The sequence below is a fragment of the Arthrobacter sp. YA7-1 genome (genome assembly GCF_025960325.1).
Classification (GTDB): Bacteria; Actinomycetota; Actinomycetes; order Actinomycetales; family Micrococcaceae; genus Arthrobacter; species Arthrobacter bambusae_A.
Genome location: NZ_CP110114.1, coordinates 2,330,350 through 2,352,913, shown reverse-complemented (window position 1 = coordinate 2,352,913; position 22,564 = coordinate 2,330,350). Strand labels below are relative to the sequence as shown.

The following is a 22,564-nucleotide window of genomic DNA, read 5'->3' as shown; positions in this document are numbered from 1 at the left end:
GCCCCTGACCTGCATGGATGAACAAAGCCCCAGCTCAGGGGGCGCTTGACACGATTTGTGAAGTCCGTAGCATTTAGGGTCAACAGACTGCCACAGGGAATACCTGGTTGTCTGGCCGCGGTCGGTTCCGGTTGTCAAAAACAGTCAACGGACCCGTTTCCCACGACCGTGGCACTCGTAGTGGGCAGGTCCACGGTGCTGCAGAAAACGGTTCGGCCACGAGTACAACGCGCGGGCCGGCACTGGACCTGGGCTTGTGGACCTGCCCGCGGCCAGTGGTGACCCTTGTGGCGGACGCCACAGATGTCCCAAAGTACGTCGGGTTGTCGTCCTATAATGGAGAGTTGCGCCTGAATGCCAGCCACGCTGCTGCTCCGGCCCACTGACCGCTCCATCAAGGAAAGGCCTCTTCTTGCGTGTCCTGACGATCATCCCCACGTACAACGAGCTGGAATCGCTACCCAAGACCCTCGGACGGCTGCGCGCGGCTGTGCCCGCCTCCGACGTCCTGGTTGTCGACGACAACAGCCCTGACGGCACGGGACAGCTCGCCGACAGCATCGCCGCCGAGGACAGCCAGGTCCACGTCCTGCACCGCAAGGGCAAGGAAGGCCTCGGAGCCGCGTACATTGCCGGATTCAAGTGGGGCATGGCCGCCGGCTACGACGTCCTGGTTGAGATGGACGCCGACGGTTCGCATCAGCCCGAGCAACTGCCGTTGCTGCTGGAAGCGATCAACGACGGCGCCGACCTCGCCATGGGCTCACGCTGGGTTCCGGGTGGCGGCACCGTGAACTGGCCGCTCTACCGCCAGGCGATTTCGCGCACGGGCAGCACCTATGCCCGGCTCATGCTCGGCTTGAAGATCAAAGACATCACCGGCGGCTACCGTGCGTTCCGCCGCAGCACCCTCGAGGCGCTCAAGCTGGACCAGGTCGAGTCGGTTGGGTACGGCTTCCAGGTGGACCTGGCGTGGCGGGTGGCCAAACTTGGACTGAAGATCGTCGAACGCCCCATTACCTTCGTGGAGCGCGAGCTCGGAGCCTCCAAGATGAGCGGCAACATCGTCGTCGAGGCCATGATCAACGTCACCAAATGGGGGCTGGCTTCCCGCTGGGCCGCGTTGACCGGGAAGAAGACCCGGGTCCCAAAGTAGGCCGGACACACAAAGGCCGGATCTGCGCTCTGCGAAGAGGGCGGATCCGGCCTTTGGCGTGGGCCTTGAAAATCGTGGCTGTTATGCCGAGCGGCGTTCCCCGCGACGTTCGCGCAGGATGTTCAGGCGGTCTTCGAGGATCTGCTCAAGCTCGGGAAGGCTGCGGCGCTCCAGCAGCATGTCCCAGTGTGTGCGGACGGCCTTCTCGTTGGTGTCAACGGGGCGTTCACCATCAACCAGGAGCGCTTCCTTGCCTGTCTTGGAAACCCAGACAGGAGGAATCTCGGCTTCGGAGGAGAAGGTAACGAAGACCTGCTCTCCGTCCGCGCAGCGGTATTCAACCCGTTGACGCGGCGCCGGCTCCACACCGGATTCGGTTTCCATGCTCTGGGCGCCAAGACGCATGCCCCGCAGGCTGCGATCGCTCATGATTACTCCCTCTGTCTGTTCGCGGAACCATGCTCCGCGCTAGCCGGACGCCGCGATGGCGTCGCCCGGACTACTGTCTGCACACGTTGCATCACTAGATGAAACGCCTGACCAAGCGTTAATGTTCCGTTCGGACTGAACCGGCCGGACAAATACACCATTATACGCGGATCGAAGCTGACAGGACAAAGCGAAGGGGACCGGCCAGTTAATCTGGCCGGTCCCCTTGCACGCCGTCCGCAGTTATGGCGACGGTTCCTGCGCAGCTGCAGTTGATTGCGCGTGTCCCGAACTTACGGCCGGTGTGCCCGCCGGGGCAGGGACCTCGGCTGACGGCTTCCCGGAATCGCTGAACAGGTCCGCCACGCCTGATCCACCGTTGGCGCCACCCAGCGCACCGCCGATGCCTTTGAGGGCCTCGCCGACCTCGCTGGGGATGATCCACAGTTTGTTCGATGATCCCTCCGCAATCTTCGGCAGGGTCTGAAGGTACTGGTAGGCCAGCAGCTTTTGGTCCGGGTTGCCCTTGTGGATGGCGTCGAAGACTTTCTGGATGGCCTGCGCTTCGCCGTCGGCGCGGAGGATCGCTGCCTTGGCGTCACCCTCTGCGGCGAGGATTGCTGCCTGCCGCTGGCCCTCGGCCGTGAGGATCGCCGATTGCTTGGTGCCTTCGGCGGTCAGAATCGCGGCACGCCGGTCGCGCTCGGCCCGCATCTGCTTCTCCATTGAGTCCTGGATGGAGTGTGGCGGGTCGATTGCCTTGAGTTCCACGCGTGAAACGCGGATTCCCCAGCGTCCGGTGGCTTCGTCCAGGACCCCGCGGAGCTGGCCGTTGATCTGGTCGCGCGAGGTGAGCGCTTCTTCAAGGTTCAAGCCGCCCACGACGTTGCGGAGCGTCGTGGTGGTCAGCTGTTCAACAGCCTGGATGTAGTTGGCGATCTCGTAGGTCGCCGCCCGGGGATCCGTGACCTGGAAGTAGACCACGGTGTCGATGGAGACAACCAGGTTGTCTTCGGTAATCACCGGCTGCGGCGGGAAGGAAACCACTTGTTCGCGAAGATCCAACAGCGGCAGCAGGCGGTCGACGAACGGGATGAGGATGGTGAGCCCGGGGTTGAGCGTGCGCTGGTACTTGCCGAGGCGTTCCACGACGCCGGCGCGCGCTTGCGGGATGATCCTGATCGAGCGGACCAAGACGATAATCACGAATATGACGAGAACTAGCAGCACAATCGCGGCTGCCGTTCCTCCCAAGCTGTCCATACATCTCCTTCATTCCCCAGTTACGTATTTGATGCGGTATGTGTGCGGCAAAATGCCGGTCGCTCGTCGCCGGACGCTCATCGTCGAACGTACGGCTTGAGCCATGGCGGGATGCTTCTCAGTGCGGGCTGTTTTCCGCCGTCAAGGCGACCACCGCCGTCGCGCCGTCAATCCTGGTGACCTGCACGGTCTGGCCGGCGTCGATGGTTTCCGCCGCGCTGCGGGCGCTCCACACGTCGCCACCGATTTTGACGAGTCCCGCCGTCGCGCTGACAGGCTCCATGACGAGGGCGGATTGGCCGATCAAGCGGTCCACGTTGGTGCGTTGCTCGGCGGGACCCTTGCGGAGATGCTTCAGCGCGATAGGACGGACAAAGGCGATCATCAGCAGGGACACGATGCAAAGGACGACGATCTGCAACCATAGATCGGCTCCGGCGAAGTCAGCGACCAGGGCAGCCAGCGCGCCGGCCCCGAGCATGATGAAGAAGAAGCTGAGAGTCAGCATCTCCACCACGGCGAAAGCGAGAAACACCGTGAGCCAGAGAGCCCACCAGTTGCTGCCAAGCCATTCAAACATCGTTCCCCCTGTTTCCGGACTTGCGGCGGCAGCCGGTCTGCCCCGGACTGCAGCGTCGGCAAGATCACAGTCGCTGTTTTTCCATCCTAGCCCGGTGCGAAGGTTACCGTTAGGAGCCTTGCTCCGGCGCTGTGAAAACGCTGAGGGTGAACTTCGCAGTGGCTTTGACTGACGTTTCCGCGGCCGTCGACGCGAGGAGTGCGGAGCGCTCGAGATGGTGGCCTGCGGGACCCATGAAGGCGACATCGGCGATGTCCCGCCCGCTGAGATTGAGATCCACGTCGAGTCGAACGGTGTCCGCGAGAGTGAAGTACTCCTGCATCGACTCGGCAAGTCGCTCGTCTTTGCCCGGCTCAATGCCCAGCATTCCGGTCCGTTCCGCAATCTCCCCAAGATGTCCGTCGCGCGGAGTCACCACGATCACCCGGCCGCCTGGACGCAGCACACGGGCGAACTCCGGTGGATTCCGAGGGGCAAAGACAACGATGAGGGCATCCACGGCGTGGTCCGCGAGCGGCAGGGGCCGCCAGATATCCCACACCAGGTTGATGGCGCCCGGATTCAACCTCGCAGCCCGGCGGAGGGCGAACTTTGAAATATCAATGCCGATGGCCGCTGCCGGAGTGCGGTCCAGCACTGTGCGCAGGTAGTGGCCGGTTCCGGTCCCCGAATCCAGGACGAGGGATCCCGGCGCCGCCAGGTCCGGGGCCGCAAGCTCCGCGATGGCCTCGGCAACGGGAGCATAATGGCCAGCGCCCAGGAAATCGTGGCGGGCTGCGACCATCTCGGCCGAGTCGGCCTCGAAGACCGTGCCCTTGCCGCTGAGCAGGTTGAAGTAGCCCTGTTTGGCGGAATCGAAACTGTGGCCGGCGACGCAACCCAGCGAAAACGGCGGAGCTTCGTTCAGGCGGAAAGGCCCGTTGCAGACCGGGCAGCGCAAGGAACGGACGGCGTCGGAAAGCATATGGACAATCCTACGGCGGCCGGAGTGGCGCATATCGCCCCGGGGTGACTGCGGCTAGGCTCACCAGCGTGAAAGCCGAACAACTCCCGCTGCTGAATGCCGTCTCTGCTCCCGCCACCCATCCCGATGGGACGCGCGCCGTCGTGTCGGTCACGCGGCCCGATTTCGACGCCGATGCGTACGTAGGGCAGCTCTGGAGCATTCCCTTTGACCAGGCGATGCCACCCCGGCGGATCACCCGTGGCTTCCGGGACACCGCACCGGCCTTCTCGCCGGACGGCAATGTGCTGGCATTCCTGCGGACGACGCCGGACGGCAAGCCGCAACTGCACGTGGTGGAGGCCGACGGCGGGGAGCCGCAAGCGATCACCGACCAGAAACTGGGCGTCTCCGAGTTTTCCTGGGCGCCTGATTCGCGCAGGATGGTGTTCTCCTCGCGGGTTCCCGAAGAAGGCCGCTACGGAACGGTTGACGGCGTCGGAGCCGGGAGCGAAGATCCGCGCCTGATCACCGGCAACCAATACAGGCTCAATGGCTTGGGGTTCACCGCGGACAAGCCGGCCCAACTGTTCGTCGTCGACGTTCCCGAGCCGGGAATGGAACCCCCCGTGGTTCCCGCCGGGAGGGCCGCCAAGGCTCGGGGGTCCGAAGCGGTTGGCTTGGTGCCGCCGGCGGTGCAGTTGACGTTCGGCGACGCCGACCACACCTCGCCGTCGTTCAGCAGCGACGGTACGAGCGTCTATTTTGTCGCTTCGCTCCACGAAGGGCACGACGCCGATATCGCCTCGGGTATCTATCGTGTCCCGGCCGCGGGCGGAGAGACCACGGCGCTGCGTCCGGACGCTGCGCCGCAGTCCGTCCATGAAGTCTGCGAATCCGTGAACGGTGAATGGCTGTTCTTCACGGCACAGGACCTCGGTGACGACGGCCTGGACTTCGTCGCGAGGAACACGGCGCTGTACGCCATGCCGGTCCGGGGAACCAGCGCGACGATGCTCAGCGACGTCGAAAACCAGGACATCGGCGGCCGCCTCGAAGCCCGTGGGGCGGACGGGGTGCTCGCGCTCAACACGAGCCGTGGGAGCGTCCAGCTGATCCAGTGGACAGCCGATGGCGAGAGCGAGGTCCTCGTCAAGGGGCCACTGGTCGTGATCGGAGCGTCCGCGGTGGGGGACGTCGTGGCTGTCACGTATGGGGACGCCTCGAGCAGTGGCGAGGTCGGCGTTCTGGAAAAGGGCGAATTCCGCTTGCTCACGGACTTCGCCAAGGGGTTCCGGGACGGAGCTACCGTCCTTGAACCGCATGAGTTCACCGCCACCGGCACTGACGGATACCCGGTCCATGGCTGGGCGGTCCTGCCGGAGGGGAACGGCCCCCATCCCGTGCTGCTCACCATCCACGGAGGTCCTTTCGCCCAGTACACGGGTGCCTTCTTCGACGAAGCGCAGGTATACGCCGAGGCGGGATACGCCGTGCTGATGTGCAACCCGCGCGGTTCCGCAGGATACGGCCAGGCGCACGGTGGAGCCATCAAGGAAAAGATGGGCACGGTGGACATGGCGGATGTGCTCACCTTCCTGGAGGGTGCGTTGGAAGCCTTTCCGGCAATGGACAGGGAATCGATCGGCATCATGGGCGGGTCCTACGGCGGATACCTCACCGCCTGGGTCATCGGCCATGAACACCGCTTCAAGGCAGCCATTGTGGAGCGCGGATTCCTCGACCCGGTCAGCTTTGCCGGCTCCTCGGATATCGGATGGTTCTTCGGCGGCCAATACACGGGAGGCTCATCCGAGCAGATGGCTGCCCAAAGCCCCATGGCCGTGGTGACTGAAGTGCGGACGCCCACGCTGGTGATCCACAGCGAAAACGATCTCCGGTGCCCGGTTGAACAAGGCCAGCGCTACTTCGCGGCCCTCAAGGCGCAGGGCGTGGAGGCGGCGTTGCTCCTCTTCCCGGGTGAGGACCACGAACTGTCGCGATCGGGCACGCCGCACCACAGGCGGCAACGTTTCGAGCAGATCCTGGCATGGTGGTCAACGCACCTGCCTTCCAGGGCAAATCCGCCGCGCGAAACCGGTTCAGTTACGCGTTGAGGAAACCGAGTCCGCTGCGTGCCTCGTCGATTCCGGGGTACGCCCAGTGGGCGGAGTACTCTCCATCGTTTGCCAGCGAACGCAGTTCGGCGCGATCCAGATAGATTCCGCCGTGCAGGTGGTCGGTCTCATGCTGGACTATCCGGGCCTGCCACCCGGAGAATCCGGCCGAGGTCGTGCTGCCGTCAGGACGCTGGTAGTGCAGGCGGACGTCGCGGTGCCGTGTCACCACGGCCTGGAATCCGCGCATCGACAGGCATCCTTCATAGAACGACGCCGTGGATGTCCCCTCGGGCTCGTAGCTTGGATTCAGTATCGCGAAGAAGCCCAGGGGCGTCCTCTGCCGGATCTCCGAGGCAAGAGGGTCGACATCGAAATGGTCTTCGAGCACAGCCAACTGCAAGGGGATGCCGAGCTGCGGCGCCGCGAGGCCCACGCCGGGAGCGGCATGCATGACATCCCGCATCCGCTCGATCAGCTGCGCCAATTCGGTGTCGTCGAGCTGGCCGTCATAGGGCGCTGCGCGCTGGCGCAGCACGGGATGGCCGACCTGCACGATGGGCGGGAGGCCTTCAAGACCGAGTAACTCCTGGACTGCGCTGCGGATTTCCGAGGCAGTAAATGTTGTGTCCGGGCCGGAAGGCAGGGGACGCGTCTCAAAGTCCATGGATTGAGCTTAGTGTCAGTGCATCGTGAACCGACGGGCAACAAGCTCCGAGAACAGGGGCAACGTGATGGCCCGACCGATCAGGGCGTTCCGTGCGCTGAGGACTTTTGGCGGCAGGGGGCGGCCGAGGGCCATATTCAGGCTGGCCTGCCAGATGGCTTTCTTCGCCGCACGTTGGCGGTCCCGCTCGAAACCGGCCAGCTGCTTGCCGGCGGGGCTGTTGGCGGATGTCCGCAACGCTTCGCTGATGATCGGCGCCAAGGCAACTGCGTCCAACCAGCCCAGGTTCATCCCTTGTCCGCCGATCGGGCTGATTTCGTGCGCAGCATCTCCGAGAAGGGCGATCCGTCCGTGGACCATCCGGGAGACCAGCCGCGACGTGACGCCGAAGGCGCTGATCATCGTATTGCTTGCTGAGTCCACCGCACCGCCGGTCCGCTTCGTGATGAGGGTGGCGAGCGCATGCGGAGTGGGTTCCTGGCACGGGGCGCCAAGCCGGACCACCCACCTTCGGATGCCGCCAGGGAGCGGAAAGGACTCCACGATTCCTGCCGGCTCAAGGAAAAGGACCGCGTTGTGGCCGTACAGCGATTCATCCCTGAAGTCGCCCATGACGTAGTAGTCGGGATAGGTGCGGAGGTGTGGCTCCAGTCCCAGTCCCGCGCGCACTGCCGAGTGTACGCCGTCGGCCGCCACCACGAAGCGCCCCAGGAACTCCACTGGAGCCCCGGCTTGCTGTCCCCGCAACCGCAGGTGCCCGCCGTCGTCGACGACTTCCTCAACGTGGACGCCTCGGTGGAGGGCGTCAGGATCCAGGTCGATGACCCTGGACTCAAGGGCCTGGGTGGTGAGGTATTGCGGAACCGAAAGGATGAACGGGTACTCAGCCGAGGCGCGGGCGAAGTCCATGTCGGCGACTTTCCGGCCGCCGCTGTACGCGGCACCGTGGCTGATCCGCACGCCTGAAGAGACCAGCGGATGGGCGGCGCCTACGGTGTCCAAAGCGGCCAGGGCAGGAGGATGTATTCCTATGGCGCGGGTCTGGCGGATCCGCGATTCGCGTCTTTCCAGAACTGCAACGCGATGCCCGTTTTGCAGGAGCAGAGCTGCCATGAACAGCCCGACAGGCCCGGCTCCAACCACCACGACGTCAAACATCGGGGACCTCGCCGGGCCGGTAGACCAGCAGGTTGTGCCACATGCCGTTCGATTCAACAGTCCAGGCCGGGGGAGTGGCGGCACGGAGTTCCACCGCTGTGTAGCTTCGCCTGATGGAGGTGAGGCCGTCACCGTGGATATAGGATCCGACGCCGAGGGGCCAGGATCCTGCCCAGAAGAGCGCGTATGCCACGCGACTGCGCTTGAGGTCGTTGTGCAGGGCGAGCCTGCGGCACAGGCGTTCGGAATCGCCGAGGAACGAGTCGAGTTCCGGGGCGGTCAGATGGTGGAGGACGTGGTTCGAAATAACGACGTCGAACGTGCGCCCTTCTGACACGAGCTCCGAGCTGAGTGCCTTTCGGTAGCTCACGCCCTCCACCGGCGGTGCGGAATTCGCAAAATGGAAGGCACGCTCGTCGGGGTCGATTCCCGTGACTTCCAGGCGGTAACCGTCCGCCGCGGCACGGCGCGCGAGGCTGCGGGCGACGTCTCCACCGCCGCAGCCGATGTCAAGGACCGTGGTGGGCGCCGCCGTCGTGAGCAACGGCTTGATCCGTGAGCTGTAGGTGGCGCGCCAGCCGGACACCACCGCGTTGACGATAGGAAAGCGCGCGTAGCTCCGGTTGAGGCGCTCGAGCTCGCAATCGGGGCGGTCCATGTCTTCGACGGCGGTCACATCCCGTGCGGCGAGAAAGCCTCTTGGGCGGGGGCGGGCAGCCATCACGGAGCCAGCATCAGAGATCCGGGGAAACCCGGGTGAACAGCCCTGTCTCCACGGTGAGGCCGGGGCCGAATGCCATGGAACAGATGCGCTCCTCCCGCTGTGCCGGAGCCTGTTCGAGGATGTGCTTCAGGACGAAGAGCACGGTGGCGCTGCTCATGTTGCCGTAGTCGCGAAGGACTTCGCGCGCGGGAATCATCTGTTCTTCGGTGAGTTCAAGTTTCGACTCGACTTTGTCGAGGATGCTGCGGCCGCCGGGATGGATGGCCCAATGCCTGATATCCCGGTAGGGGAGTCCGGCCAGGGAAGGGTCCTGCGCAAACAGCGGCTCAAGCGCGCCGGTGATGTGTTCCTCGATGATGTGGGGCACATACGTGCCGAGAACCATTTCGAAGCCTTCGTCGCCAATGTTCCAGGCCATGGCTTCTTCGCCGACGGGCGTCAGGACAGTCTCGAAATGATCCAGCCTGATCGCCGGGTCCGGCCCCTCAGGTTCGCGGGAAGCCACGACGGCAGCCGCCGCACCGTCCGCGAAGATCGCCGACCCCATGATGGTGTCCGGATCATTCGAGGTCCGGACATGGAGCGAGCAAAGCTCCACGCAGATGACCAGGACCACGGCGGAAGGATCGGCCTGGCAAAACTGCCGGGCCGCCCGGAGGGCAGGGAACGCGGCATAGCAACCCATGAAGCCAAGATGGTAGCGCTGCACGGCCGGACTGAGCCCGAGGGCCCGGACCACTTTGTAGTCGGGGCCGGGATTGAAAAATCCTGTGCAGGAAACAGTTATGACATGAGTTATGTCAAGCAAATCGATATCCGGACATTTCCCTACAGCGGCTTTGGCAGCCTCAATAAACAATTTGGTGGCTTCGACGGCAAAAATTTCATTGCGCACCTTGGTGCTGGGGCTAAGGACACGCCCCGTGGCGGGGTCGAAGAACGACGGATTCTCGGAATGATTATCAAGGGACAATTCGGAGACAGCAGTGAAGCGAGTATCGATCGCTGCTGAATCGAAGCAGGTTCGCACCAATCGGGATCCAAGCCGCGTCAGGCCGGGTTGGGAAGCGAAAACGTCGCGTGCTTGTGGTTGCACAAGCACGGTGGGCGGAACTGCAGTTTCCAGGGACCTCACGTAGACCGGCATGCTTCATTGTTGGCGACGAAGATGCCGTTGACAATGGCACAGCGTGGATATGTGGACGTTTTGAGGGGCATCGGCTGTTTCCGGGGATTCCCAAACGTTCTGCGTCACAAATTGAGGCGACGACCTACTAGTTCTAACAACAGCCCACTTTGTCCGCTCGCCTAGCGGCTGGACGGCAGGCAAAGTGGTCCTAAGTACTTTTGGGGAGGTGCGCAGGTATGCAACGGGAGCTGGATGTCGGGGTTGCGCGGGTCAAGGTGAACCGGCTGCGGCTCCGCTTGGCCGAGCTGGACCGCCAGGCGGGTGTTCTTGACCGACTGGTTGGCCAAGTGGTGAAGCTTGCTTTGGAGCTGTATGAGGCACAGGCGTGGAAGGCCTTTGGGCTGAGTACGTGGGCCGAGTTGGTGGAGGCTGAGCGGCTGGTCCTTCCACGTCTGGGAGGCAGCGCCCGGGTCAATGTCGCCATGGAGCTTGCGGCCGGAAATTTGTCGTTGCGTGCCATCGCCCCTGTCCTTGGCATATCCCACGGGACAGTAAAGACCCTGCTCGCGAAGGGAATCGCAGAAGGTGGAACGCTACCGCCTGTGACACTGTCGCTGGACGGCAAAAGACGCCCGAGTGCCCGCGTTGTACCAATCAATGTGATCGCAGGCGAACTGGTCCACGCTGATTCCAGCCCTGAATCCGACTCCGATTCCAACGCGGGAGTCTTCGATGTCGAGGGCTTCCTGGCGGATGTCGGCGCTTTGGGCGTGGATCACGGTCCTTCCGACGCGGCCGTGCTGGCTGAACTGCACCTGCGGGAGCTGATGGACTCCATCAGGAATATGGGGGCCTCGGAGCTTGTCGTGCAGCGGCTGCCCGAGGCGCATCCCGCACGACGACGCCGGCTGGCCGCCCAGTTCCACGCGGCAGCGGAACTAATGAGCGATGTTGCTAAGCAGTGGGGTGTTGCAGCGTGAGTCCCGGAGTCCGTAGCCGGTTTTCGACGCCAGCCGAACGGGACGCCCTTCTGAGGGACCTGGTAGAAACATGGCAGCGAGAGGGCCGGGACGGCCCGTCGACCAGCGAGCTGTTCGGTTCGTTTCTTCCGGCGCTGTTGTCCGGTTTCCAGCACGAGTTCCCCTCGATTGCCCCCGAGGACGCCCTGTTCTACGCCACGGAAGTTCTTTGCGCCAGCGGGATCCCCGCGGACGTCCCGGCCTGTGCCTGGCTTCTTACGGTGGTCCGCAATGGGCTGCGAACCTGGACGGTCACCCAACGCCACTGGCTCTCAGAGCGGGATGTTCGGGACGGCGTGTGGGCGCATCTGAAGAAGAACCAGGATCTGGGGGAGGGGACGCCGCTGGTATCGGTGTACGGACAGGAGTGCGAGTGGCCCCCGATTCCCCTGGCTATGACGCCCATGCCCGCCGGTTCATCGCCTCTTTGGCAGGAACTGAGGGCGTTGCTTGTCCGTGCCGGCTGGGATCGCGACGTCGCCGAGCACGGCCTGCAGGTGATTGAACAACGGGCGTCCCAACACCTTGAGGAGATCTCCTTCGGATCAGAGCCGGGGCCCGCGCTCTCCCGGTTGGAAACGAACAGGGTGTTGAGCTGCGTGCCCAGGGGCCACAAGAGGGCGCTCGTGGACTTCGTCTGCAGCGAACGCGGCTACCTCTGGGGCCGCCTCCACGGAATTTCCCCCGTCAACGCCCTTGCCCTGCCCGGGGTTCGCGAGGCGTTGGAATCGCTTATCTGGAACAAGGCGAGGCCCAAGAACTCTCGGACGAAGAGCTACGCGTCCCGAAATATGCATTCCTGTGAGGACATCCCTGCGTGACAGGGCCATCTCGTTCTGGACTGGAGTGGTGGGTCATGGCCAGGGGACTGCGGTGACCACGGTGTTGTTGGCGAACTGGGCTTGCCCGTCCATTGGCACGAAGGGGCTGGCAAGATCACACGTGACAACCCTCAGTAGGTGTGGGCCCTCGGTGGCAAAGGCATCTGCGGGCAAGGACGTTTTGGCCAGCGATTCGAGCCCGACGATCTTGTACCGGCACGTCACGCCGGCCTTGTCGGATAGGTAGAGGGGCATGCCCTTGGTCACGTGTGCGAGGGAAGCCATCGGCGCCAACGACCCATCCCGGAAGTTGACGTGCCCGGCCAGCAGGGTCGAGCCCTTCGTGGCACACCCAGGGGCGGACCCTATGTAGCGGGCGGCTTTGGAAGCATCCGGGACCACCAGGTAGCCGGAATCGTCACGGCCTTCGTCTACGAGCCCTACTTCGAGGTCCACGCCCGGGATGGAGAGCGTGCCAGGACGAAGGCTGGGGATCGCAGCCGGGCCAATGTAGGTGTCCGGTTCGGCGGAAGTAAACGCGGACAGGACAGGTATCGGTTGAGCCGGCGGGGGAGCGGGCGGTGCTGTGAAAGCCAGGACGCCTGCGGTGGCTCCGGCCACGCCAAACGAAGCCACGGCGGTCAGTGCAACCCGGTTCCGGCGGGCGCGGGAATGGTTGCGGGTTTGAATCATCGGATTTTCCTTGTTTGTTAGGCGGGGCACCCGGTGATCAGCCTCGGTGGCCGGCTCGGGGTGCCCCGCGTCAATTTGGTGGGGCCCGCCAAGGGGTGTTACCCGGCGTGTTCGTCCGGATACTCGGCAGGTGTTTTAGCTCCTCGGTTATCGAAGCGCCTGCGGTAGAACAGCCCAGCTCCTGCGAGGAGAGCCAGTGCGAGGGTGCTGGCACCTGCGATCAGCAGCGGCCCGTTCGGCCCGGCCTCCGGTGCAGACGTCGGCGCAAAGCCGGTGTTGATCATCAGGGCCGGCTTGTTCGGTGTAACGGTGACTGTCTCGGGGAAGGCGATGATGGTCTCGTTCTTTTCGCCGCAGTTGCCCTTGTGCAGCTGCGCTGTGAATGGTCCCTTGCCTTGGCCTTTGTCGATGGTCAGATTGAGCTCCTCGACGTACCCGTAGGTGCCTTTGTGGGCGATGGTGTGGCCCGGGTAGGTGATTTCACCCGTTGTAGTGACGTCCTGGTCCGTGGAGGTCCAGGTGGGGTTGGCGCAGACGGCCTGGGCGGATCCGTCGGTCGAATCGTCGAATTTGTACTGGTTCACTTTGGTGGTGACTTTGATGCCGGTGCCGGAAGGGATGGTGCCCGAGATCATTCCGATGTCGTGAGCCACGAGCGGCACGGTGCCGTTCTCGGAGGCTTTGGTGACAATCGAAGGTTTCTCGACCGGCACGGTTTCGTTGGGCAGCAGTTCCTTGCCGTCCCATGCCATGGTGGACTCGGTAGGGTTGATCTTCTCGGAGAAGTACAGGTTGGCTGTCTGGCCTATGGCCCACTTCTCGACGACGATCTTTTCCCATGGAACCTCGACGGCGGCGGTCCTGAATTCGCCGTTGCCGGTGACCTTGGTCGTCACGGTACCGATGACCTCGGCATCGGCCGGGGCGGCGTCGGTGCCGCCGGCAACCGGGGAGGCGGAGGTCAGGACCAGATCCGTTGTCACGGTGAGTTCTTTTCCGGGCTCGTTGCCGGTCACGGTGACGACGTCGTGGACCTTGCCGTTTTCAATGATCGATGCCTTGGTCGCGACCTCGGGCTGGTATTTCTGGATCGTCTCTTCGTTCGGGTCGTTGAAGCCTGCCGTCCAATCAGCACGGAAGTACTGCTGCAGTTCCGCGGGCTGGGCCGCCTTGGAGAAGCGGGCCACCGGGTAGTAATAGCCGGCCTTGTCCGCCGTTTTGTCCGCGGTCACCGTGATGTCGCCGGGTCCCGTCGCAGTGCCCGTCCCGGAGGCAACCTTCACCGCGGCGGAAGGGACTTGGGCGGCCGGGGTGAGTTTGACCTGGCTGTAGTACCAGTCGACGTCGAAGCGGGCCGGTACGCTCCCGCCGTTCACGAACGCCCAGTCATTGGTGTTTCCCGTGGACGTGTTCACGTGCAGGACGTCCACCAGGGGCTGGCCGCCCTCCACATATCGGGGAGCGGTCGAGCTCGCTACGGGCTGAAAATCGATGATCACTTTGGCATCGGCCGACGTTCCCGCGACGGGTCGTGCCCCGCCGGCAACGAGAAGGTTCTGGAACCCGGGCACCGAATAGGTTGTGGCTGACACCCCGGGTGCGTCGATCGTCAGTGTGACGGACACTATTCCGTTTCCGGTAGCCGCGAAGCTGAGTTGATCTCCGGTACGGAGGTTGACTGCATGGGAGTTCGTTCCTGACCACACGGCAGGGCCGTTCAGAACAGCGCGGGCCGAGAAGCCGCTCAGCTTGTTTCCGGCCGCGGAAACCAGTTCCGTTGAGGTGACTGTCCCGCCGCGACCGCTAGTGTCCACCGAGAGTTTCGGTTGGGCGGAATACGGACCGGAATTGGCCCGGGCGTCGGCCAGCATCGCGGCGGCCTGTGCGCGGACGGCCGGCATCTGCGGATCAGATGAGTCCCGGAGATTAGCGTAGGGAGCCCCGTTGCCGTTCCACGGCGCGTTGAACTTCGGGTCGGCTTCTTGGTGAGCGAGATAAGCCAGCGCGGGGTGGTTGGCAGGGTCGCCCTGGTATTTCTGGATCGCGTAGTTGAGTTGCGGGTTACCCAGGGACCCCACCGCCCCGGATCCGGCCGGGCCGGCCGGGATCCCGACGTCGAAGCAGAACGCCGTGGGACCTCCGGCGGCTCCGTTCAAGTTCAGGGATCCCAGCCACATCGACCAATCCCCAAACGCCCTGGCCGGCGGAGCCTTGACGGTGATGCCCGATTGGTGCATGCCCGGCAGGTCAGTTGCGGCGTGCGCGGCAGGCGCGGTCAAAACGCCACCGGTCCCGACGGCGGACAGAGTCAGTGCGCCGGCGGCTGCCAAGGCGCCGGTCTTGTAGATCGCCCGCCAGTTCCTTCCCCGTCCCGGCGGGTTGCCGGGGCCTCGTTCGAATCTTCTTTGGCTCACTTATATCCCCTTCTCTTCAACCGCGCCCATAGACGCGATGACCACGCTTCGGGTGGTCCTGTATGTAGAGAGCCGGACTAATCGCAGTCCGAGAGAAGGGTTTGGTTTGAGCTGTCGGTTTTGAGGGAGACATTTTTCAGAGCCTTCAACTGTCAAAAATTTGACAGTTGAACCCCTGGATTTGCGCGGACTTCTTTCATATTGCCAAGGACATCAGGCTGGTGTTTCCGGTAGTCGGCATGGCGGGCAGGAAGTCCATGTCCTTCGGGGAAGCGGTGGCCCAAGCGGCCTCGATCACGGTAACCCGGCGGTGTGAGTTACCTGTGGTTTTTGTGAGTTTGGTCCGGGGGAGTAGCCAGGGGATTCGGCCGATGAGGGCCACGGGTGTGAGTTTGGTGCGTTCGCACAAGTTCCGAGCCGTGCGCCGTGGTGGTGAACAACTTGCTAGAGACGGGTTGTGAGCTGTTGACCGAAGACGCTTTCATCGCCAGCGGAAAGCGCCGGTTCGATCAAGGATCGGGCATTCTTGTCCGTTCTCAATGCAGTTATCAGTCGCGACGTCGGAACTGACAGGTTGGATGAGACGACATCCGGCTCGATTCGTCTCATCCGGGTTGTTGGCTTCGTGTGTTTGGCCATGTCGCGGGCAGTTCGTTTCATGCAGAAGTCCGGCGGCCGTCAGCGATCTCAACAACTCACGATCATCCACGCTGACAACTTAACTGAGAATCCGTTAACTGACAGTTGAATGCGAAAAGTGACATATCTGGAATGAGAACGGACAGTTCTTGGAACCGATTCCACTCCCGTTGTTTGACTGGCAGCGGGACGTGTTGATGTGGGACGAGTTGAAACGCTCGAGGTTCTTCCGGGAGTTAGCTTGGGCTCTTCGGCTGGTTCTGCGCTGATGTGATGTCCAGGAAGTGCCCGGATCTTTTGAACTGCCAGATGGAAAAAGTGAAGAGCGCCGCGAAGAGTGCGGTCAGGACGGGCCAGATCCACGAAATACCCTCGAGGCCTTGGCGGACGTTGAGCAGCAACTGCGCTGCGCACATGAGTATGTATCCAGGCGCCAGCAGAAGCTGCAGGGCAAGAGCCTGTCTGGTCTGTGCAGCGATTCCTCGAACGGCGGGTAGGTGCTCAGGCCTGGGAGGAACTTTCCCGAATATCTGATCACTCACGTTCTTGCGTTCAGGCTTTTCCAACCAAATCGCTGCACTTTGTCGCTGGGGCTGCACCAGCGGGTTTACTCTTTTCCTGGCATAGACGAACCCACCTATGAAAGCTCCCAGCGACGCGGCGGAAACGCCAACACCAAGAGGTCCAATCCAATCGTCGAAGCCGATTTGAAGTGCAAGTGCAGACACGATGAAGCCAAGGCCGATCAGGAGCAAGGCTCCTACGGGGAACAAGACCAAGTAGTAGGTCCTCAATGCTCTCGCCATCCCGTGGTCGGTAATGCCTGTGGCTATTTTCTCGGCTTTCGCCCACCCGGCCTCGGCTTCCGAATCCTCATGACTCATTGTTGTCCCCCAAGTAGGCATGTCCGCAGGTCGATGGTTATCCAACTGTGCGTTATCACTTGTTGTCTGTCCATAAGCGAGGGTCAGTCGCTAAGCAAATGCTGGTGGAATTCCCAGGTCTGGCTTGCTTGTCAGGCTGGCTAGCTTGACGCGTGCGACGAAAGGGCCGACATGTACTCCATGTAGTTGGCCGACGATGCCAGAGCATGGCGATCAATCGTGGCCGGTGCGTAGCCAAGAGCTTCGGCGATGATGGCTACGGGGGCGAGTTTGGTGAGTTCGTGCAGTGTTCCGAGCCGGGCCGCCCGACTGCTGAAAACGGTGCTGAGTCGCTGGGTGAGGGTCGAGGCCTGAATGTGCCGGCCGGGGACGCCGCCGCGGAACACCCAGTTGCTGTTGGGGTGAGCTGCTGTTTGATCATGGGTCGGGGTGGCCGCCAGTTCGCGCCACGGCTCATCGAGCGGCGAGGTGAGAGCGATCTCGACGGTTCCGAAGGTGATGGTAACGAGTTCCGCTGTCACGGTGACGTTGTCCCACGTCAGTTCGACGATGTCGGAGACCTGCTGGCCGAAGACCATGACGAGGATGGCTGCTGCGCGATCCCGGGGGTTCATGTCGGTCGTGTGGCTCAGGCTGTGCACGATTTCTGATTGCCTCGCGGCGTCGAGCCGGGGGCTCGTGCCGCGGCGGTGAGGCTGCAACTTCAATGAAGGGTCGATGAGGCTGGTTTTGGTTGCCCAGTCGAGGAAGCGTGAGGCGATGCCTCGCGTCGTTGGGCCTTCCGCCTGCCACCGGTCTAAGTGCGCTTGATTCACGTACTCGAGTTCAGTGTCGTGCTCGGTGAGCCAGTTCAGCAGGTCGATGGCGACGGTGACCGATTGCTTGGCCCGGAGGAACGTGCCTTGAGTGACTTCGTCCATCTGGTTCATACGGCGCTGGTGATGCCAGCGGATGTAGCGCCGGGTGATGTCGCGATGGTTCTGGGTGGTGATCCGCTCGAGTGCCTGCTCGGACCAATCGCTAAACCTCGCGCTGAGTTCATCGCGGCGTGGCAATGCATTGTGTTCGACGAGGAGGCCGCGGACGTATTCGCGGGTGCGGGATGCCGGGAGTTCGTCGAGGCGAGCGTGTGTGATCACAGGCGCGGACGCCAGTTGTTGGAGGAACGCGGTGACGTGCGGTTGCCGGATCCAGGTCAGGCCGCTGTTGGCCCGCTTCATAGACTTCAGGGCCATGGCGATTGCCTGGAGAGCGGGGGAGGGCGCCTGGTTGTCTGGTGGGCTGAGGAGCCGGTCGACAGTGATCGAGAGAATGCATGCCCAGCACCGGTTGCCGGAGTGAAGCTCGTCTTCGTTGCCGCACCCGATGCAGTCAACGTTGAGACTGACCCCGGAGCACTTTCGGCACGCCGGCATAGTTTCGACGCGGCCAGGCAGGACGCCCTCGTGGCCGCAGGCACAAGTGCCGCGCGTTCTTTTGGCCTGCTGGTAGCAATAGACGCAGATTCCGCCGTCTGGCCAGCGGACCGCGATTTGATGGTGTTCGGCGCAGCGCCCGCATGCTTCGGGCCATGTTGCGGGGTCGCTGGCTTTTCGTGGTTTAGGCATCTTCTTCCGGTGGCAGGAGGCGGATCCGGCGTGCAATCGGCGCACCGGGATGGATCCCCAGGTCTTCCGGCTTCTTGGGTGCATTGGCGGTCTTGGCGGCGCGCATCTGCACGTAGGGTTCGAACAGGTCGTTGGGTGTGCATTCCAGGATGTCGCAGAGGGCCGCGAAGGTCTGGGCAGGGATGCGTTCGGGTGTTCCGGTGACGAGCCGGTGGACCTGGGCGTTGGAGAGGTTGATTCCACGCGCTTTGAGTAGGGGGAGAAGCTCCGTGGTTTTCCAGAGATTTCTGTGGGCCATCAGTTGCCGAAGGTTCCAGCGGTAGCCGATCCGTCGCTGTTCAGCCATGGCCGTTCCCCTCGTCAGTGCCGCCACCGCGTAGCCGCTGGGCGATCATTTTTTGGATGGTCTTCTGTTTGAAGTCCGCCGACACGGAAGTATAGAGGGCTGTGGTGGAGGAGTAGCTGTGCCCGACCTGTTGCTGGACGAACAGAGGGTCGTAGCCGGCCTCGATCAGATGCGTTACGTATGAGTGCCGCAGCGTGTGCAGGGTCAGTTCCTCCGGGAGCCCGGCGTTTTTCCGCAAGCGTTGAAAGGAGCGGTCGAAGTTGCGGTAAACCGTGGAACCCGAGCGTTCAGAGGGCCACAGGCTGGCGGACCGGTCAGCCGTTGGGAAACGTTTACGGCCGTCAGGGGAGAGCCAGTACTCCAGGAGCCCTACCACCCAGTCGAACTCGGGGACCGTCAGTACTGTCCTGCGACGGGGCCCTGAGCCCTTGGTTCCCTTGGCCCAGCGCACCTGGACCGCTCCGAACCGGCCGAACGCCTCAACGTGAGGGTTGGGCCCGAAATCGACATACTCGAGCATCGCCAGCTCGCGCCGCCTCAGCCCGTAGGCATAGGCGACCTTGAACGCCGTCGAGTCTCGCAGCGCAGGAAGCCAGCGCTTTGAACCCTTGGCGAATTCGGTGTCGACCAGGTCATCGGCGGCATCGAAGAACGTCTGGAGTTCGGCCTTGGTGAACGCCCGGCGGCGTGCAGGCATGGCATCGTCGGTGGTGTGGCGCGGTGAGTTCCACTCGAACACGACCTGCACCGGGATGTCCGCAAACACCCGTTCGCAGAAGGCTGCCCACCCGTAGCGGCCGTCGGTCAGATACGAGCAGAACGCCCTGATGGCCCCGGAATTGGCACGCAGCGTCGACAGCGCCAGACCTTTGTCGGAGCTGCGACGGTCGGCCAGGAACTCATCCACATGATGGGCCGACCAGGTCCACGGATATTGGTTCGCGTGCTCCTGAAAGCGCTGAACGGTCCCGCATGAGCTCTTGATGTACGACGTCGAGAGGCCACGGGCCAGCAGTTGGGCACGCCAGCCATCCAACATCGCTTCAAAGACGCGATCCTCAGCACGCAGCAGCCCGACATTCGCGTTGGTCAGAAAGGCCGGAATCCGTCCGGCTTCAATATTCACGGACCAAACTCTACGCAAGAATCTCTCATCTAATGAGAGATTACGCCGCTAGTCCGCATGACTACGGACAAGCCACGGCACAACACGTTACGTACGTGCCCATTGCAAAGATAAGCCTGACCTGCGAAAACAAGGCAATACGCATATGGACGGGTTCTCTCATCTGTTTGAACTCGTCCTACTTTAACGCCGATAATCTACATTATGTAAAGTAGAAGTGATTCGGTTGCGGAATTTGCAGACTAGGACCCGTTGTTGGTACCCCCGCTTCTCCCAAGCGCGAAGTCGCAACCAAGCTGCCAGCGAAATCCAGTGACAAAGCCCTCCGGCCACGTATACGCTCCGACCAGCTTCAATTCCACGCCTCCCCTGGCGACATGTAAGCCATTCCTGCCGTCCGCACCATGTTCGCAATTCGTCAGCATTTTGGGGACATCCAACGGCGTCAACCTGCCGTGGGTGGAGGCAGGCGGGTTGAGAGTGGAACTGTATTCCGTCAACGGGGTGCTTCAATTCGCGGCGAAAACCCCTTGCAATCCGATCAGTGGACCGGCGACGATCACAGGGAACACCCACACACTCGGCAAACTCGCAGCTGGGGCAATGGGCTGCGCCGGCGAGTCTTCTGCGCAGGAGCAATGGGTCACGCAATTCCTGAGTCGCCCCATCGAAATGTCGTTCGTCCAAGACACTCTGACCTGGACGAGCGGAGGGGACACCCTCCGCTTCAAAAGCAAATAGCAGCCGCTCGTTTCAGCTTTAGCATGCCTCCAGGCGGGATACCCTGCGGGGGGCGCCCCTCGTCCATCACGGGCTCCTCCCCCACCAGGTTCCAAACCGCGCACGTTTGGCGGGATAGGTGAGCAAATCGAGCTGGTCCACCAGGTTGTTGGCGAGTAGCCATCGGACCAGGACACCGCTGCCCGGGACCAGCAGCTCGCCGTCGTGATCCGCTTTCAGCTCAGCGATCGCTGTGGCGAGGTCGCCGGTCAGGACCGTGGTGCCCGACCATTGCGGGTCGGTGAGGCTGGAAGACGCCACGTACTTGGGCCGGCTGTTCAACGCGGCCGCGATCTGGTTGGTGCTCGGATCGATCATCGCTCCCCAATAAGGGGCAAGATCTCGTACGTGCGCCGCCCGAAGAGGAACGCGGACGCAGCGCCGTAAACCTGGCTGAGGTAGTCCCCCGTTTCTGAATCGAGAAGCGGGATCGCCCATCCCCCGCGGTCAAAGCCGCCTCTGCGATCTTCGTCGGCTCCCCCCAGGCCCTGCATCACGCCGTCCACCGTGACGTTTGTCGTCCTCGTCAACCTCATGTCGTTTCACTTCACCCCGTCGAACAACGGTCGCGGACCCCTTCCGGACCCACGCCACTTGCCCTCATTGTCCCAAGTGTCAACGCCCTTGTCCGGGTACCGCCGTCGAATGACGCCGACTCCGTGCGACGATAACCGGATGGACCAGACACCGGAAGTACTCCGCTATGCCGCCTTTACCGCCACGCCCGACGGCGGAAATCCGGCGGGAGTCGTCCTCGACGCAAGGAGCCTCGACGACGCCGGGATGCAGGCCATCGCTTCTGGCATCGGTTACGCGGAAACGGTCTTTGTCACCGAGGTCGCCGTTGACGGGGACACCCGCCGAAACCGTGTGCGGTACTTCTCCCCCATCGCCGAAGTACCGTTTTGCGGCCACGCGACCATCGCTTTGGCTGTCGCGCTGTCAGGACGCGACGGTGCGGGAACCTTTGTGTTCGATACGGCGGTTGGGCCAGTGGTGATCGGGACGGCGTTACGCGGTGCTGCTGTGACAGCAAGCTTCACGAGCGTGGAGCCGCGAATCGCCGAGTTCGCCGACGGCGTTCTGGACTCCCTCCTCGGATTGCTCGGCGTGGGCCAAGGCGAATTGCACCCGGGCTACCCTCCGATGGTCGCCTTTGCCGGAAACTGGCACCCCATTCTCGTCTTCGCCGAACGCAGCACCTTCGACTCCTTCGTTTTCGACCCGGATGCCATGCGCGCGCTGATGGATGCCAAGGGTTGGGCCGGCACCGTCACGACGCTCTGCGAGATCGGTCGCGGCGAGTTCGACTCGCGCAACCTGTTCCCAGTAGGAACCATCACTGAGGATCCCGCGACAGGTTCAGCCGCCGCGGCTTTCGGCGCATACCTCCGGCTGCTTTCGCTCGTGGAGACGCCAAGCCGGGTCATTGTCCATCAAGGCAGCCACGTCGGCCGCCCGAGCGTCCTTACCGTCGACATTCCGTCCCAGGGCGGGATCGTCGTCAGTGGCGAAGCCGTGGAGATTGCCGAGCCCTCATAAGCAATCCAGGCCCGGCCAAAAAAATAGTAAGGTTACCTTTTCAGTTTGCCTTACTATCTGGTAGCGTCGTTGTTATGAACCCCAGCCCGGATGCGGACGCGGCAGGAACGCTCGAAGCTGCCGCCGAGCTTCGTGTCCTCATTGGCCAGTTGACCCGACGGCTGCGTGAGCAGTCCCAAGTGGACAACCTGACGAATGCGCAAAAGGCCGTGCTGATCCACTTGGAGCGGGACGGCCGGGCCACGTTGTCCGCGCTGGCCCGAGCCGAGGGAATGCGTCCCCAATCCATGGGGGCTATCATCTCCGCCCTTTCCAGCCTGGGACTCGTTGAGAGCGGACCTGATCCGGCCGACGGCCGTCAGCGGATCCTGTCCCTGACAGCCGAGGCCCGTGAGAGCATCAGCGCCAGCCGGGCGGCCAAAGCCGATTGGCTTTACCGCACCATCCTGTCCAAACTCACGCCGGACGAGCGCGAACAACTGCCCGGCGCCGTTCACCTACTCAAACGCCTTTTGGAGCCGTGATAC

Annotated in this window: 23 protein-coding genes; 7 read left to right on the top strand and 16 right to left on the bottom strand. The window is 63.0% G+C overall.

Annotated elements, in window-relative coordinates; all coding sequences use genetic code 11:
- Positions 1–412: 412 nt before the first annotated feature.
- A complete protein-coding gene (locus tag OIT41_RS11060) occupies positions 413–1,156 on the top strand; it encodes a polyprenol monophosphomannose synthase (protein WP_241707723.1) in 744 nt (247 codons plus the stop codon).
- 81 nt (positions 1,157–1,237) lie between these two features.
- Here the strand turns inward: OIT41_RS11060 and OIT41_RS11055 are convergent, their stop codons facing one another.
- The 4 genes from OIT41_RS11055 to OIT41_RS11040 all read right to left on the bottom strand — a co-directional run bounded on the left by OIT41_RS11055 (position 1,238) and on the right by OIT41_RS11040 (position 4,392).
- A complete protein-coding gene (locus OIT41_RS11055; protein ID WP_059389983.1) occupies positions 1,238–1,585 on the bottom strand; it encodes an RNA polymerase-binding protein RbpA in 348 nt (115 codons plus the stop codon).
- A 243-nt stretch (positions 1,586–1,828) separates the two neighbouring features.
- Positions 1,829–2,848 carry an SPFH domain-containing protein gene (locus OIT41_RS11050; RefSeq protein WP_241707722.1) on the bottom strand — a complete coding sequence of 340 codons (1,020 nt, stop codon included), beginning with the start codon at positions 2,846–2,848 and terminating at the stop codon, positions 1,829–1,831.
- Positions 2,849–2,966: 118 nt separating this feature from the next.
- Positions 2,967–3,428 carry an NfeD family protein gene (locus tag OIT41_RS11045; RefSeq protein WP_078108913.1) on the bottom strand — a complete coding sequence of 154 codons (462 nt, stop codon included), beginning with the start codon at positions 3,426–3,428 and terminating at the stop codon, positions 2,967–2,969.
- A gap of 109 nt (positions 3,429–3,537) precedes the next feature.
- Positions 3,538–4,392, bottom strand: a complete 855-nt coding sequence (locus tag OIT41_RS11040; protein ID WP_241707721.1) for a methyltransferase domain-containing protein — start codon at positions 4,390–4,392, stop codon at positions 3,538–3,540.
- A gap of 68 nt (positions 4,393–4,460) precedes the next feature.
- On the opposite strand from OIT41_RS11040, the gene OIT41_RS11035 reads away from it, so the two are divergent.
- Entirely contained in the window at positions 4,461–6,488 is a 2,028-nt protein-coding gene (locus OIT41_RS11035) for a S9 family peptidase (protein WP_264636466.1), read from the top strand.
- On the opposite strand, the gene OIT41_RS11030 is transcribed toward OIT41_RS11035, so the two are convergent.
- The 4 genes from OIT41_RS11030 to OIT41_RS11015 are packed head-to-tail and all read right to left on the bottom strand — an operon-like array spanning position 6,478 to position 10,184.
- Positions 6,478–7,155: a peptide deformylase gene (locus OIT41_RS11030; protein ID WP_241707719.1), complete on the bottom strand. Its 678-nt coding sequence runs from the start codon at positions 7,153–7,155 to the stop codon at positions 6,478–6,480. The two genes, OIT41_RS11035 and OIT41_RS11030, sit on opposite strands and share 11 nt — an antisense overlap.
- A 15-nt stretch (positions 7,156–7,170) precedes the next feature.
- The gene (locus tag OIT41_RS11025; protein ID WP_241707718.1) at positions 7,171–8,313 is read right to left on the bottom strand and encodes an FAD-dependent oxidoreductase; all 1,143 of its coding nucleotides are present in this window, start codon (positions 8,311–8,313) and stop codon (positions 7,171–7,173) included.
- On the bottom strand, positions 8,306–9,034 hold the full coding sequence (locus OIT41_RS11020) for a class I SAM-dependent methyltransferase (RefSeq protein ID WP_241707836.1): 729 nt from the start codon (positions 9,032–9,034) through the stop codon (positions 8,306–8,308). The genes OIT41_RS11025 and OIT41_RS11020 overlap by 8 nt, the downstream gene beginning before the upstream one ends.
- A gap of 13 nt (positions 9,035–9,047) precedes the next feature.
- Positions 9,048–10,184, bottom strand: a complete 1,137-nt coding sequence (locus OIT41_RS11015) for a type III polyketide synthase (RefSeq protein WP_078108919.1) — start codon at positions 10,182–10,184, stop codon at positions 9,048–9,050.
- A 218-nt stretch (positions 10,185–10,402) separates the two neighbouring features.
- Between OIT41_RS11015 and OIT41_RS11010 the strand changes: the two genes are divergently transcribed.
- Together OIT41_RS11010 and OIT41_RS11005 are read left to right on the top strand one after the other, a co-directional pair.
- Positions 10,403–11,146, top strand: coding sequence for a hypothetical protein (locus OIT41_RS11010; protein ID WP_241707717.1), 744 nt, complete (start codon positions 10,403–10,405; stop codon positions 11,144–11,146).
- Positions 11,143–12,006: a hypothetical protein gene (locus OIT41_RS11005; protein WP_241707716.1), complete on the top strand. Its 864-nt coding sequence runs from the start codon at positions 11,143–11,145 to the stop codon at positions 12,004–12,006. Before OIT41_RS11010 ends, OIT41_RS11005 begins: the two co-directional genes overlap by 4 nt.
- A 33-nt stretch (positions 12,007–12,039) precedes the next feature.
- Here OIT41_RS11005 and OIT41_RS11000 read toward each other — a convergent pair whose 3' ends face one another.
- The 6 genes from OIT41_RS11000 to OIT41_RS10975 form a co-directional block, all read right to left on the bottom strand.
- Entirely contained in the window at positions 12,040–12,699 is a 660-nt protein-coding gene (locus OIT41_RS11000) for a class F sortase (protein WP_241707715.1), read from the bottom strand.
- Positions 12,700–12,797: 98 nt separating this feature from the next.
- Positions 12,798–15,113, bottom strand: coding sequence for a hypothetical protein (locus OIT41_RS10995; RefSeq protein WP_241707714.1), 2,316 nt, complete (start codon positions 15,111–15,113; stop codon positions 12,798–12,800).
- Between the two features lie 875 nt (positions 15,114–15,988).
- A complete protein-coding gene (locus OIT41_RS10990; RefSeq protein ID WP_264636465.1) occupies positions 15,989–16,636 on the bottom strand; it encodes a hypothetical protein in 648 nt (215 codons plus the stop codon).
- A gap of 140 nt (positions 16,637–16,776) precedes the next feature.
- Entirely contained in the window at positions 16,777–17,871 is a 1,095-nt protein-coding gene (locus tag OIT41_RS10985; protein WP_264636464.1) for a Fis family transcriptional regulator, read from the bottom strand.
- 364 nt (positions 17,872–18,235) lie between these two features.
- Positions 18,236–18,589: a helix-turn-helix domain-containing protein gene (locus tag OIT41_RS10980; protein WP_264636463.1), complete on the bottom strand. Its 354-nt coding sequence runs from the start codon at positions 18,587–18,589 to the stop codon at positions 18,236–18,238.
- Positions 18,582–19,715 (bottom strand): tyrosine-type recombinase/integrase, encoded by a 1,134-nt coding sequence (locus OIT41_RS10975; protein WP_264636462.1) that lies wholly within the window; start codon positions 19,713–19,715, stop codon positions 18,582–18,584. Before OIT41_RS10975 ends, OIT41_RS10980 begins: the two co-directional genes overlap by 8 nt.
- A 312-nt stretch (positions 19,716–20,027) precedes the next feature.
- On the opposite strand from OIT41_RS10975, the gene OIT41_RS20870 reads away from it, so the two are divergent.
- Positions 20,028–20,456 carry an META domain-containing protein gene (locus OIT41_RS20870; RefSeq protein ID WP_319801818.1) on the top strand — a complete coding sequence of 143 codons (429 nt, stop codon included), beginning with the start codon at positions 20,028–20,030 and terminating at the stop codon, positions 20,454–20,456.
- Positions 20,457–20,522: 66 nt separating this feature from the next.
- On the opposite strand, the gene OIT41_RS10965 is transcribed toward OIT41_RS20870, so the two are convergent.
- Positions 20,523–20,813 (bottom strand): dihydrofolate reductase family protein, encoded by a 291-nt coding sequence (locus tag OIT41_RS10965; RefSeq protein WP_241710208.1) that lies wholly within the window; start codon positions 20,811–20,813, stop codon positions 20,523–20,525.
- On the bottom strand, positions 20,810–21,031 hold the full coding sequence (locus OIT41_RS10960; RefSeq protein WP_264636461.1) for a hypothetical protein: 222 nt from the start codon (positions 21,029–21,031) through the stop codon (positions 20,810–20,812). The genes OIT41_RS10965 and OIT41_RS10960 overlap by 4 nt, the downstream gene beginning before the upstream one ends.
- A gap of 139 nt (positions 21,032–21,170) precedes the next feature.
- On the opposite strand from OIT41_RS10960, the gene OIT41_RS10955 reads away from it, so the two are divergent.
- Entirely contained in the window at positions 21,171–22,037 is an 867-nt protein-coding gene (locus OIT41_RS10955; protein WP_264636460.1) for a PhzF family phenazine biosynthesis protein, read from the top strand.
- Positions 22,038–22,111: 74 nt separating this feature from the next.
- Positions 22,112–22,561, top strand: coding sequence for a MarR family winged helix-turn-helix transcriptional regulator (locus tag OIT41_RS10950; RefSeq protein ID WP_241710210.1), 450 nt, complete (start codon positions 22,112–22,114; stop codon positions 22,559–22,561).
- Positions 22,562–22,564 lie beyond the last annotated feature (3 nt).

Bases quoted from the DNA above. Each gene is read 5' to 3' on its own strand.
- OIT41_RS11015 (WP_078108919.1), bottom strand. From the start codon at position 10,184: ATGCCGGTCTACGTGAGGTCCCTGGAAACTGCAGTTCCGCCCACCGTG.
- OIT41_RS11010 (WP_241707717.1), top strand. From the start codon at position 10,403: ATGCAACGGGAGCTGGATGTCGGGGTTGCGCGGGTCAAGGTGAACCGG.
- OIT41_RS10955 (WP_264636460.1), top strand. From the start codon at position 21,171: ATGGACCAGACACCGGAAGTACTCCGCTATGCCGCCTTTACCGCCACG.
- OIT41_RS11045 (WP_078108913.1), bottom strand. From the start codon at position 3,428: ATGTTTGAATGGCTTGGCAGCAACTGGTGGGCTCTCTGGCTCACGGTG.
- OIT41_RS11040 (WP_241707721.1), bottom strand. From the start codon at position 4,392: ATGCTTTCCGACGCCGTCCGTTCCTTGCGCTGCCCGGTCTGCAACGGG.
- OIT41_RS11050 (WP_241707722.1), bottom strand. From the start codon at position 2,848: ATGGACAGCTTGGGAGGAACGGCAGCCGCGATTGTGCTGCTAGTTCTC.
- OIT41_RS10965 (WP_241710208.1), bottom strand. From the start codon at position 20,813: ATGATCGATCCGAGCACCAACCAGATCGCGGCCGCGTTGAACAGCCGG.
- OIT41_RS11055 (WP_059389983.1), bottom strand. From the start codon at position 1,585: ATGAGCGATCGCAGCCTGCGGGGCATGCGTCTTGGCGCCCAGAGCATG.
- OIT41_RS11025 (WP_241707718.1), bottom strand. From the start codon at position 8,313: ATGTTTGACGTCGTGGTGGTTGGAGCCGGGCCTGTCGGGCTGTTCATG.
- OIT41_RS10960 (WP_264636461.1), bottom strand. From the start codon at position 21,031: ATGAGGTTGACGAGGACGACAAACGTCACGGTGGACGGCGTGATGCAG.
- OIT41_RS10980 (WP_264636463.1), bottom strand. From the start codon at position 18,589: ATGGCTGAACAGCGACGGATCGGCTACCGCTGGAACCTTCGGCAACTG.
- OIT41_RS11000 (WP_241707715.1), bottom strand. From the start codon at position 12,699: ATGATTCAAACCCGCAACCATTCCCGCGCCCGCCGGAACCGGGTTGCA.
- OIT41_RS10950 (WP_241710210.1), top strand. From the start codon at position 22,112: ATGAACCCCAGCCCGGATGCGGACGCGGCAGGAACGCTCGAAGCTGCC.
- OIT41_RS10990 (WP_264636465.1), bottom strand. From the start codon at position 16,636: ATGAGTCATGAGGATTCGGAAGCCGAGGCCGGGTGGGCGAAAGCCGAG.
- OIT41_RS10985 (WP_264636464.1), bottom strand. From the start codon at position 17,871: ATGGCCCTGAAGTCTATGAAGCGGGCCAACAGCGGCCTGACCTGGATC.
- OIT41_RS11020 (WP_241707836.1), bottom strand. From the start codon at position 9,034: ATGGCTGCCCGCCCCCGCCCAAGAGGCTTTCTCGCCGCACGGGATGTG.
- OIT41_RS11030 (WP_241707719.1), bottom strand. From the start codon at position 7,155: ATGGACTTTGAGACGCGTCCCCTGCCTTCCGGCCCGGACACAACATTT.